This is a genomic window from Nitrospira sp. Nam80 (assembly GCF_965152575.1).
This window is the reverse complement of record NZ_OZ224216.1, coordinates 3,539,232-3,551,023: the sequence shown is the minus strand read 5'-3', so window position 1 is coordinate 3,551,023 and position 11,792 is coordinate 3,539,232. Positions and strand designations below refer to the sequence as shown.

The window sequence follows — 11,792 nt, the reverse complement described above, 5'->3', positions numbered from 1 at the left end:
AGAAGCGTCCTTCTTTGGCGACCATTACGTATGAGCCGTACGATCCTCTGCTTAACCCTGCCGTTGCTGGCGGCCTGCTCATTATTTTCTACGCATGATCACCCGAGCGAACCTCAGGATCGGTCGGTCATGTCTCTATGGGAACTGTATCGGGATTGCCAGCAGAGTCATAATGTCGAGGCTGCGCTGTCGGCCGCGCGGCAGCTGCGACAATCGGCGGATATGCAGGTCATGCCGACATCGGATCTGCCGGGCGGCCTGGATGGATTCGTGATGAAACAGCCGGTCCGCACGACGGTCGATCCGAAAGCCATGGCGGCCTCTTGTACATTGCAGGCAGCGAAGGCCAGCTTGGACGCCGGGCGACCTGAGGAAGCGCAGCAGCTTCTCCATGCCGTCATGCGGAACTATCCAGAGGCGGAATATGCCTTCTATGTCGAACGGGCGAAAGATTGGATGAGGGATCTCCCGCCCGGGGCTCTCGATCCCGAGCAGCCTTCTATTTCAGATCTGTAGCGAAGGATTGACCGAGCTTTCCGCCTCCACGGCCGTCGCTGTGCCGCTTGTTCTATCCCGCCCCGTTCTGACAACTCTTTGGCTCCTTCTCCATCAGCGGAGCAATCGGGACATCGATCCATGTGGGCCCGTCCTGGCGTTCCAGCTTGGAAAGGAACATAAGGCCGAGTCCATGTCGTCCCCCGGGTACTTCCGAAGAAGACATCCAAATGATCGCGCAGCCTTCGCGGGTGATTTCCAACTTTCCGATATGCCAACCCGGCAGAAGATCAGCCGACTGGATGCGGACAGTTGTGCCGTTTGGTAGCCGGTGAAGGGGCTCCGCCGAACCGGCGGCGACGCTGATCAATGTGAGTAGGATGGCCAGCGGCCAAAAAAATCGCACGGGCCTGCCTCGTAAGGATCCTCCCGCGTATCATCGCCAAGTTCGAGCGACTAGGCAAGGAAAAGCTTCGGCGGCAGAGTTTTTCTTCTGGCGGACGGGTCGGAGCCGATGAGTCTATGGCACTCCGTGAAGCGGCTGGCGATTGGTGGTGCCTCGCAGATCCATGTGCAGTATCACACCGGCGTCGGATTTCTTGGGATCGATCGGAGACGGCATGCGGTCGGAGGATAATTTGACCAAGGGAACGGCCACGATGTAGGGCGCGGTATCCGACGGGATCGACGCAAACGATAACCCGATGGCTTTGGGGCGTTCGGGCTGTTTGAGATCCGCCAGTATCTCCGACGGCACAAATCCCACAAGCAGTGCGTTGCCGTCGGCCAGCTTGTGGACCTCATAAAAGTTCGCGCCCAGGCGTGCCCGTTCCAGAACGAGATCCGGGCTCTGGGTGACCAGGGCCATCGCCAACGACGTGCCGGCGACGAAGCCATATTTTCCGGTGGGCGCTTGCGAAAAGCGAACGTTGAGCTCTCCGAGTTCGGTGACTCCTGTTTTCATCCGTAACGCGCGCCGTAGGTCCGCCTCGGTTCCGGTTTCCTCGACGAAAACGACGGCCGGCGCGGATTTCTGGACCGGAAAAACTTCGGTTTTCCCGGCTTGGACGGCGTGGAGCGTAACCGGTATAACTGTCAGGAAGAATAAACTCAGCGACGCGAAAATCCGCCGGGCACAATGATCATGCGGGCGGGCGGCAGCATTATCCATGTCATGTCCTCTTATTTCGCTTCAAGCCGTGCGAGAGCCGTGGCGCGCACCACCGGCAGGCGGATGACAATCCCCCTGTCGATCACAGTTCGGTTCCCATGTAACAGGTAACTTATCCGGTGCCGGCTCGTCAACCAGCGGGAACGTCCGAGCTACAGGTCATCCTACATGAATCAGGACCTGCATGAGCCTATCGTGAGTAATAGGCTTAGGTGGGTCAGGAGCGAACGAGGAGCCGGTCGGCTTCGTGAGCGGTCCCACAGGCGAGCGACATATTCATATGTCCTGACCATATGAGTGAGCCGAATTACGTAATTTAGTACCTAGTAAACTACGCCTAAGATACTACGCCATTCTAGCATCTTGCATTGCAATTTCACTGTAGCTATGCTGCCCCACGACGATTGCGATTCGGCAGCGCCTCACGTTATTGAATCACTAACATCGACACACTGTAACACCATATATTTTACGAAGTGATGCTTACGTTAATAATCTAATGGTTCATTCTTCCGAGCATACCGGCAGGCAGCCGATCCTTCTGCATCAATCGGCTTCAGAAAGCGCAATCTCCGCAGAGGTTCCGGCCCTGCCCATCGAATCCCTCAAAGCCGTGCTCGACGTGACCGCCACGGCTCTTGAGCCTCCACGATTTACCGCTGCCATGTCCGCCGTCGTGACGACTTTGGCTGCGCGGTTTGGCTGCGACCGCGTGAGCCTCGGGATTATAGCCCGCCGGCGCCTCCACGTTCGGGCCCTTTCCCATAGCGTGGAGTTCAGCGGCAAGACCGATTTGATCAAGGCGATCACGTCCGCCATGGACGAGGCGCGGGACCAGCAGCAAAGTGTGATCGTTCCTCGGTTGCCGGACTCACGCGGTCAAATCAATCGAGCGCATGAGGAACTCGGCCGGCGATACGGGTCCATCGCGATGTGTTCCATCCCGCTCTGGGCATACGGCCGGATCGTCGGCGTCTTGACTTTCGAGCGCGGGACGGAGCGTCCGTTCGACCGCCAGACCGTGCAGTTGTGTGAAGCTATCGCGGCACTGATCAGTCCGGCGCTCGAGACCAAGCGGCGAGACGATCGGTGGTTGTTCATGAAAGCATGGGATGCGGGTCGCGACAAGGCCGGCAGGTTGATCGGCACGGGCCACTTGGGCTTCAAACTTGCGGCATTGTTGATCGCGGGCGCGGCAGGGTTCCTTTCGACCGCCACCGGTGATTTTCGCGTATCCGCCAAGGCCGTGTTGGAAGGGGAGGTGCAGCGTGCCGCAGTAGCGCCGTTCCAGGGGTTTCTGAACACGGCGCCCGTACGTGCCGGAGATGTCGTTCAGGCGGGACAAGTATTGGCGACACTGCAGGATCATGATTTGAAGCTGGAAAAGTTGAAGCGACTCAGTGAACGCGAGCAGTTGATGAAGGAGTATCGAAAGGCCCTGGCGGAGCGCGAAGCCCCGAAAGTGGAAATTTTGACGGCCCAGTTAAAGCAGGTGCAAGCTCAGCTGGATCTTGCCACGGACAAGCTCGCGCGCGCGCAAGCCGTGGCGCCGTTCGCCGGTGTTGTCGTGACGGGAGATCTGAGCCAGCAGCTCGGCGCACCCGTGGAAGAAGGCAAGGTTCTCTTCGAACTGGCCCCGTTGGACGCGTATCGAATCGTGTTGGAGGTGGATGAACGGGATATCGGCTATGTGTCCGTCGGCCAACGTGGTCGCTTGTTGCTGTCCGCGCTCCCGCACGATGCCTTGCCGTTTGTCGTGGAAAGAATCATGCCGGTATCCACTTCGCGCGACGGGCGGAATTTTTTCCGCGTGGAAAGCCGTTTTGTGGATTCCCCTTCCCATCTTCGTCCCGCGATGGAAGGTGTGGCAAAGATCGACATTGATCACCGGCGGCTGGTTTGGATTTGGACTCATGACGCGTTTCATTGGCTTCGGCTCAAACTGTGGGCTTGGCTCCCCTGACAAGGAGGTGTAGTGGCGGGCGATCTTTTCAGCGCTTCGTGGTATCGGGTCAAAGCGGTGATTCCGCGACTAAGAAGCCACGTGCGTCTTCAACGGCATGAATACCGAGGACATGTCTGGTACGTGTTCCAGGACCTCATGACGGATCGTTTTCATCGATTTACTCCTGCCGCGTACGGTGTCATCGGATTAATCGACGGGCGAAGGACCATCCAGCAGATTTGGGATGAGGCGAGCGAGCGTCTTGGGGATGAGGCGCCGACCCAGGATGAAGTGATCGGCCTAATCAGTCAGCTCTATGCCGCGGATGTCTTGTTGTTTGATATCGCCCCGGATCTATCCGAATTCAACCGACGGCGACTCCAACGCTTCCGCCGTAAGGTGCTGGAGCGCGCGGCGCAAGTATTTTCCTGGCGCATCCCGCTCTGCGACCCGGACCGCTTGCTCACCCGGTTTTTGCCGGTCGCGCGGTTATTTGTCGGCTGGCCGGCAGGTCTCGTATGGTTCCTTGTCGTGGGGGCGGGAGTGCTGTTGGGGGGGATGCATTGGCCGGAGCTGTCGGAGGACTTTACGACTCACGCATTGGCGCCTCAAAACGCCATTCTCCTCTGGCTTCTTTTCCCCGTGTTGAAATCGTGCCACGAGCTGGCACACGGGTTCGTTACGAAAGTCTTTGGCGGAGAAGTCCATGAGCTCGGCCTTATGTTGTTGATCTTGACGCCGGTTCCGTATGTCGATGCATCGGCGGCCTGGGCGTTCACGAATAAGTGGCATCGCATTTTGGTGGGAGCGGCCGGAATGATGGCAGAACTATTCCTGGCATCTCTCGCGCTGGTTGTCTGGGTAAGCGCAGAGCCGGGGTTGGTCCGAATGATGGCCTATAACACGATTCTGATTGCGGGGGTGTCCACGGTTTTATTCAACGCGAATCCTCTGCTCCGATTCGACGGCTATTACATGCTCATGGATTTTCTGGAAATCCCGAACTTGAAAACGCGCGCGGCCCGCTATTTCGCCTATGTGGTGGAGCGGTACGTGCTCGGACAGCGGGAGGCGGAATTGCCTCATGCGACCATCGGCGAGCGCATCTGGTTTATGTTGTATGGCGGAGCATCGTCGGTCTTTCGGATCATTGTGGTGGTCGGCATTCTCCTCTTCCTTGGCGAGGAGTTTCCCATGCTCGCCATTTTCTTTGCGGGGTTCACCGCCGTGACGATGATCGGGGTGCCGCTGGCCAAGGGCCTCTCGTTTCTTTTCACCAACTCCCGTCTCCGGCGCGTCCGCATTCGGGCCGTGACGACCGCCGTCGGATTTACGGCGGCGATGGCGGGCGCGATCTGCTTTCTCCCCATTCCTTTGTACACGCTGACCGAAGGAGTCGTTTGGTTGCCCGACGAAGCCTTTGTTCGGGCGGAAACGAGCGGATTCGTTGAACGGGTGGTGGCCCAACCGGGCGCGCGCGTGCAGCCGGGCGATCTCCTTGTCGTCTGTCGCAATCCGGAATTGTCGTCGCAGCTGTCTGTACTGGAGGGTCGACTGGAGGAATTGAACGCGCGCCGCACTGAGCAGGAGCCGACCGATAGAGTCAAGGCGGCGATACTAGAGGAAGAAATTGCTTATACCTTGAAAGAACGGAATCGGGTGAGGGAACGCGTTGAACATCTTCAAATACGAAGCAAGCAAGTAGGAACATTTGTGGTCCCTCAGGCGCAGGATCTGCCGGGACGATATCTTCAGCAAGGAGAAGCGCTGGCCCACGTGCTCGATTTACGAACCATTATCGTCCGAGCGTTGATCGCACAGGATGAGATTGATTTGGTGCGGCACCGACTTGATTCCGTGGAGGTTCGTCTTGCCGAACAAGTCATGACGACCGTCTCGGCCAGCTTGTCTCGCATCGTACCGTCGGCCACGAGTCAATTGCCGAGCGCGGCCTTAGGCAGCACGGGAGGGGGTCAGGCGCCTATGGATCAATCAGATCCAAAAGGCATGACCGCTATGCAGCGGTTTTTCCAGGTGGACCTGACGTTGAATGGCGCCGCGCATACGATTGATGCCGGGGGGCGAGCCTATGTTCGGTTCAATCACGGATGGGAGTCCCCTCTCGATCAATGGTCCCGGCGTCTACGCCAGCTGTTTCTGAGTCGATTCAATGTCTAGCGTAATGGGAGTGCCCATGATGAACGGTCTTGCGTATCCCGAGAGGCTGACGCCTCCCCCCGGGAAGCTCGATAAGCTTGCCGAAGCCGCCGCCGCGCCGGTTTCTCGTTGGCTGCAGGGGCGTCTGTTCCGGCAAGCACCCTGGCTTCGGCTGGTGGCGGAGGAAGGACGAGGTTGCGCTGGACTGAGTGACGCGGGGCTCACCGAGTGCGCTGCAGATCTTCGACCTCAATTGATCCGGGACGGATTCCGGTGCGGGCTCGTTGCAAAGGCATTCGCCTTGGTCCGTGAGGCGGCTTATCGAACAATCGGTCAACGTCATTTCGACGTCCAACTGCTGGGAGGAAGAGTACTTTTAGAGGGACGCGTGGCCGAGATGGAGACCGGTGAAGGCAAAACACTGACCGCGACTCTACCGGCTTGCACGGCTGCGCTCGGCGGTCTGCCGGTTCATGTCGTGACGGTGAATGATTATCTGGCGGCCCGCGACAGCGACGCCATGGGGCCGGTATATCGCGCGTTGGGACTGACGGTAGCAGTGGTGGTCCACGGAATGACTTCCAGCGACCGCCAAGCCGCCTATGCCTGCGATATCGTCTACTGCACCAATAAAGAACTGGTGTTCGATTACTTGAAGGACAGGATTCAAATCGGGCAGGCGCCCAGCAGGCTGCATATCTGCCTTGATCGTCTCCACCGGCCGCGACCGACCGACGATCTGCTGCTCCGCGGCTTGCACTACGCCATTGTCGATGAAGCGGATAGCGTTCTCATCGACGAAGCAAGAACTCCTCTGATCATCGCGAGCATCGCAGAAGATGACATTGAGCAGGAGGTGTATCAGCACGCCTTGCGCATGGCCAAGCTCCTCACCGAAGCCTGCCACTATACGGTGGATCGGCGGGAGCGAGTCGTCCGGCTTACTCCTGCGGGTGAATCCCGGGCGGCCGAACTCGCCGCCGGCCTCGGCGGGCTGTGGCGGGGGCGCAAACGGCGAGAAGCGCTCATTGAGCAGGCGCTGGTGGCGTTCCATCTGTTTCACCGGGATCAGCAATATCTCGTGCATGACTCAAAAATACACATCATCGATGAATATACCGGGCGCGTGATGGCGGATCGACGGTGGGAACGAGGCCTCCACCAAATGATCGAGACGAAGGAACAGTGCCCCCCGGCCGATCGCCAGGACACTCTGGCACGAATCAGTTACCAGCGCTTCTTTCGTCGGTACTTGCGTCTGTCCGGCATGACCGGAACTGCGCGCGAAGTGGCGGGAGAACTTTGGTCGGTCTACCGCCTCGGTGTAGTCCGCATACCCACCAATCGCCCCGGAAAACGGCAAGAGAGGCCGGATCAGATCTACGCAACGGCCGAACAAAAATGGCGGGCCGTGATGGGATCCGTTGTGGATGTGCAACAGCAAGGCCGACCGGTGATCGTGGGTACGCGGACGGTTGAGGCGTCGGAACATCTCAGCCGGCTACTCACATGCGCGGGATTATCGCACCGAGTGCTCAATGCCCGCCAGGATCGAGAGGAAGCCGCCATTATCGCGCAAGCGGCCGAGCCTGGTTGCATTACCGTGGCAACGAATATGGCGGGACGAGGGACGGATATTCGGCTCACGCCCGAGATCGCCGAGCGAGGAGGATTGCATGTGATCGCAACCGAACGACATGACGCGCATCGTGTCGATCGCCAGTTATTCGGCCGCTGTGGCCGCCAAGGGGATCAAGGCACTTGCGAAGCGATTGTGTCGTTGGAAGATCAGTTGATCACCGACCACGCAGGCCGTTTCTGGCTGTGGTTCGTGAGGAAAGCCTGCTGCCGTGGACATCGTGTCGCCCGTTGGACAGGGAGACTCCTGTTTCGCATGGCGCAAAAACGGGCGGAACGGCTTCACGCTTCCATACGCCGTTCCGTGATGAAATCAGACGAACAACTGGATTCGACCCTCGCGTTTGCAGGTCGATCTGAGTAGGAGAGAAAGGCTTATGACCATGACACGAATCATGCTGATGTCCCTTTTCTGCATCGCCGGAGCGACTCTGACCTGGTCGGGTGGAGAGGCCGCCGGAGGAGAGCTGAACTGCCTGATACATCCCTTTGCCGTTATTACCATTAGCAGCCCCGTCGGGGGTCTGCTGGAAGCGGTGAACGTCGACCGAGGCGACCTCGTCAAAGAGGGGCAGGTTATCGCGGTTCTTGACACGAGTGTTGAACGAGCGACCGGGGCGGTGGCGCATGCGCAGGCGGAACTGTCGAATCGCAGACTGGCCGACCTGGAACTGCAACGGACCACCGCCGAGGTCGGGTTACGGACTATCCGGAGTCCGATTAATGGAGTGGTCGTGGAACGATTCATGTCGCCTGGAGAGTTCCCCAAACAGGAGCGCATCTTCAAGCTTGCGCAGATCGACCCGCTGCGGGTCGAAGCCTATGCGCCGGTGTCGCAGCTCGGCAAGATTGCCGTCGGTATGGAGGTACAGCTTAAACCGGAAGCCCCGGTCAGCGGTGTGTACAAGGCCAAGGTTACGGTGGTCGATCGGGTGGTGGATGCGGCCAGCGGCACCTTTGGGGTGCGCATGGAACTGCCGAACCCGGATTTGCGGCTGCCGGCCGGATTGAAATGCACCGTGACCGTTTTGAAGGACCGAAGTGAAGGAAAGTGAAAGGTGAAGTGATGAGAGGATCACGTGCCAGAGCGGTATTAACTCATTTTTAACCGTAATAAGAGGTGCTTCGTGGAAGAACCAAAGCGTGTGTCGGGATTGACCTCATATTTCCAGAATAGGCGGGGACGACGGGCAGCGAATCAAGGAACCAAACAAAGCCCCCGTCGTGCTTCTCCTTTCAAGTTGGAATCCCTGGAAGCACGGGTTCTCTTGAGTGGAGATCTGGCCAGCGTCGTCCAGCAGCCGCAACTCGTCCAGGCCGCGGTGGTCCAGACGCAACAACAGGCGACGACGAACTCGACGCCAGCATCACCCTCGTATGCGGAGGGGGCGGTCAACATTGGTCGAGCGGCCTGGGACAGTGGGTGCGCCTATCTGGTGGCGCAAAACTTTGGAACGCCGGGGGATAGCGGACAGGCCCCGACGGCGTCAACGGTGAAGATCTATGAGAACGGGCAGGAGTTGGGTCCGGCCCACACCGGGCATAGCGAGATTCGGCACCAGGGGGCCGGGCGGTTCAGCCACTGGAGAGACGCGCTCTGGTTCTCGGCTTCGGATAATAGCAATCCTCTGACAAACGGTCGCACCTACACGGACCGGGTGTATGCGGACGCGTGCACGACCACGCCCAGTCCCAGCCCGACGGCCAGTCTAACGACGCCGACGGCCAGTCCAACGGCGACGGCCAGTCCAACGCCGACGGCCAGTCTAACGACGGCGACGGCCAGTCCGACGCCGACGGCCAGTCCGACGCCGACGGCCAGTCCGACGCCGACGGTCAGTCCGACGCCGACGGCCAGTCCAACAACGACGGCCAGTCTAACGACGCCGACGGCCAGTCCGACGCCGACGGCCAGTCCGACGGCGACGGCCAGTCCAACAACGACGGCCAGTCTAACGACGCCGACGGTCAGTCCGACGCCGACGGCCAGTCCGACGCCGACGGCCAGTCCAACAACGACGGCCAGTCTAACGACGCCGACGGCCAGTCCGACGCCGACGGCCAGTCCGACGCCGACGGCCAGTCCGACGCCGACGGCCAGTCCGACGCCGACGGCCAGTCCAACAACGACGGCCAGTCTAACGACGCCGACGGCCAGTCCGACGGCGACGGCCAGTCCGACGGCGACGGCCAGTCCAACGCCGACGGCCAGTCCGACGCCGACGGCCAGTCCGACGCCGACGGTCAGTCCGACGCCGACGGCCAGTCCGACGCCGACGGCCAGTCCAACGGCGACGGCCAGTCTAACGACGCCGACGGCCAGTCCGACGGCGACGGCCAGTCCGACGCCGACGGTCAGTCCAACGGCGACGGCCAGTCCGACGCCGACGGTCAGTCCAACGGCGACGGCCAGTCCGACGCCGACGGCCAGTCCGGCGCCGACGGCCAGTCCAACGGCGACGGCCGCGGCCAATTGGCCGAATGAGCCTGCGGGATCGACGCTTATTTCCGACTACAACTACAATGCCGTGAGCGGCGATGGTTGGTTCAGTACGGGCGGCGATTCATCCGTGGTCAGCGACTCGACGGCACCTCTCTCGCCTAACAGTGTCCTACAAATGCGATACGCGACTGGCCACCAAGCTGGATATGCTCCTGACAACTCTTGGCATTCACTGAATGGAGAACAACGAGAGGTCTACGTAGGGTTCTGGTGGAAAGCTAGCCCGAACTGGCAACAGGAAACTAATAGTGGATTTAGCAAGATTGCATTTTTCGTCAGCAATGGACAGCCGGATGTTTTCATCGGGATGCAAGGTCCACAGGGGGGGCCATACGCGCTGTCGGTGATGTTTGAATCACCAGATCTCAGCAACGGCCATTTACCTGCCAGCTATGGCGATGATCCGGGGACCCGCGTATTGATGGGCAACGTCAGCAGGCCGAACGTTAACCCGGGAGAGTGGTATAGGGTTGAAATGTATTCGAAGCATAGTACGTCGTCTACCTCCCGCGATGGCATCTTCCGCTGGTGGGTCAATGGGACCTTAGCCGGAGACTATACCACCGTCAATTTCGACCAGTTGCCATGGGTTCAGTTCAATCTCAGTCCAACCTGGGGTGGCACGAACAATACAAAAACCCAAACGGATTATTACTGGTTCGATCACATCCACTTATCCCTGCCCGGATGACCGGGACCGCACGTGAACTAGCCGGAGATCTCTGGTCGGTCTGCGAAAGACCGGAGTGAAGGGAAAGTGAAAGGGTGAAGTGATGAGAGGATCACGTGGCAGGGCGACCGAGAGCCAGCATTAGGCCCGGATGGCCGCTTCATTGCATTCACCAGTAATTGGGGCAATGAGAACGGCCGGCGCGATCTGTATATCGTGCAAATTCCGCTGGCTCCTACTGTCTGATGATCGCATGGGGGAGGCGGCAAGTGCAGTGTTGCGCCCGGACGGACTACGCTGCAGACTTGCCGCTCCCCACCTGACGTGATGTACGGGGTGGAATGTGAATCGGCATGAAGAATCAAGAAACATGCGAATAATGCGAAGCAGGCTGGTGTACAAACTGTCGGTCCTTGCCGTGATAGCTGCCGGTGTAACGGCCGGTATCGCCGAGGCGAAATCCGAACTGCCCTGTCTGGTGAAGCCGCAGCTGACCCTCACTGTGGGAAGCCCGGTGGTCGGTGTGCTGAGCACCGTGGCGGTGGACCAGGGTCATGTGGTGAATGAAGGCGATGTCCTTGCGACGATCGAGTCCAGTCTGGAACAGGCGGAAGTAGAACTGGCGAAGGCGAAGGCTGAAATGGATGCGGCCGAGAAGAGCACGCAGATGAAAATCGAATTCAGTGGACGAAAATCCACGCGAGCGAAGAACCTAAGCAAAACCTCCGCCATCGCTCAACATGAGGTCGATGAAGCCGAAACTGAAGAGCGATTGGCTCAAGTGGCTCATCTGGAGGCGCTTGAGAACAGGCGTTTAGCTCGGCTCGAGTTGGAGCGCGCCAAAACCGCGCTCCAGCTGCGGACGCTTCGCAGCCCGATCAGGGGGGTTGTCGTTGAGCGGTTCCTCTCGCCCGGTGAGCTGGTCAAGCAAGCGCCGATACTGAAATTGGCCCGACTCGATCCACTCCATGTGGAGGTCCTTGCCCCGGTGTCCTGGCTCGGAAAAATTGCGGTCGATATGCAGGGTGAAGTGACCTTGGCGTCATCGTCTCCGGGACCCATGCAAGGCCGGGTCACGATGATCAATCCCTTGGTCAACAGTGCCAGCGGTACGTTCGAAGTTCTCCTGGAGCTTCCTAATCCACGGTACACCATACCAGCCGGTCTTCCCTGCACCGTCCGATTCGCGATTCCTTGACTCGGTCTGCATACC

General features: G+C 59.4%; 10 protein-coding genes and 1 pseudogene. 9 read left to right on the top strand and 2 right to left on the bottom strand.

The genetic code is table 11. From position 1 onward, the window contains the following. Positions 1 to 30: 30 nt before the first annotated feature. Entirely contained in the window at positions 31 to 516 is a 486-nt protein-coding gene (locus ACWGXE_RS16765; protein WP_447599137.1) for a hypothetical protein, read from the top strand. Between the two features lie 52 nt (positions 517 to 568). On the opposite strand, the gene ACWGXE_RS16760 is transcribed toward ACWGXE_RS16765, so the two are convergent. Together ACWGXE_RS16760 and ACWGXE_RS16755 are read right to left on the bottom strand one after the other, a co-directional pair. After that, positions 569 to 901, bottom strand: a complete 333-nt coding sequence (locus ACWGXE_RS16760) for a hypothetical protein (RefSeq protein ID WP_447599136.1) — start codon at positions 899 to 901, stop codon at positions 569 to 571. 114 nt (positions 902 to 1,015) lie between these two features. After that, a complete protein-coding gene (locus ACWGXE_RS16755) occupies positions 1,016 to 1,666 on the bottom strand; it encodes a hypothetical protein (protein ID WP_447599135.1) in 651 nt (216 codons plus the stop codon). Between the two features lie 499 nt (positions 1,667 to 2,165). On the opposite strand from ACWGXE_RS16755, the gene ACWGXE_RS16750 reads away from it, so the two are divergent. From ACWGXE_RS16750 to ACWGXE_RS16715, 8 genes and pseudogenes are all read left to right on the top strand, one after another. Then, positions 2,166 to 3,629 (top strand): HlyD family efflux transporter periplasmic adaptor subunit, encoded by a 1,464-nt coding sequence (locus ACWGXE_RS16750; RefSeq protein ID WP_447599133.1) that lies wholly within the window; start codon positions 2,166 to 2,168, stop codon positions 3,627 to 3,629. Positions 3,630 to 3,641: 12 nt separating this feature from the next. Continuing rightward, positions 3,642 to 5,789 carry an efflux RND transporter periplasmic adaptor subunit gene (locus tag ACWGXE_RS16745; RefSeq protein WP_447599131.1) on the top strand — a complete coding sequence of 716 codons (2,148 nt, stop codon included), beginning with the start codon at positions 3,642 to 3,644 and terminating at the stop codon, positions 5,787 to 5,789. 16 nt (positions 5,790 to 5,805) lie between these two features. After that, on the top strand, positions 5,806 to 7,770 hold the full coding sequence (locus ACWGXE_RS16740) for a preprotein translocase subunit SecA (RefSeq protein WP_447599130.1): 1,965 nt from the start codon (positions 5,806 to 5,808) through the stop codon (positions 7,768 to 7,770). A 13-nt stretch (positions 7,771 to 7,783) separates the two neighbouring features. Next, a complete protein-coding gene (locus ACWGXE_RS16735; RefSeq protein WP_447599129.1) occupies positions 7,784 to 8,461 on the top strand; it encodes an efflux RND transporter periplasmic adaptor subunit in 678 nt (225 codons plus the stop codon). A gap of 72 nt (positions 8,462 to 8,533) precedes the next feature. Continuing rightward, positions 8,534 to 8,674 (top strand): annotated as a pseudogene (locus ACWGXE_RS16730) (hypothetical protein); the annotation flags it as partial. A 404-nt stretch (positions 8,675 to 9,078) separates the two neighbouring features. Beyond that, positions 9,079 to 9,891 (top strand): hypothetical protein, encoded by an 813-nt coding sequence (locus ACWGXE_RS16725; RefSeq protein WP_447603949.1) that lies wholly within the window; start codon positions 9,079 to 9,081, stop codon positions 9,889 to 9,891. Between the two features lie 133 nt (positions 9,892 to 10,024). Next, entirely contained in the window at positions 10,025 to 10,600 is a 576-nt protein-coding gene (locus tag ACWGXE_RS16720; protein ID WP_447603948.1) for a hypothetical protein, read from the top strand. A 349-nt stretch (positions 10,601 to 10,949) separates the two neighbouring features. Further along, positions 10,950 to 11,777: an efflux RND transporter periplasmic adaptor subunit gene (locus ACWGXE_RS16715; protein WP_447599128.1), complete on the top strand. Its 828-nt coding sequence runs from the start codon at positions 10,950 to 10,952 to the stop codon at positions 11,775 to 11,777. Positions 11,778 to 11,792: the final 15 nt, after the last annotated feature.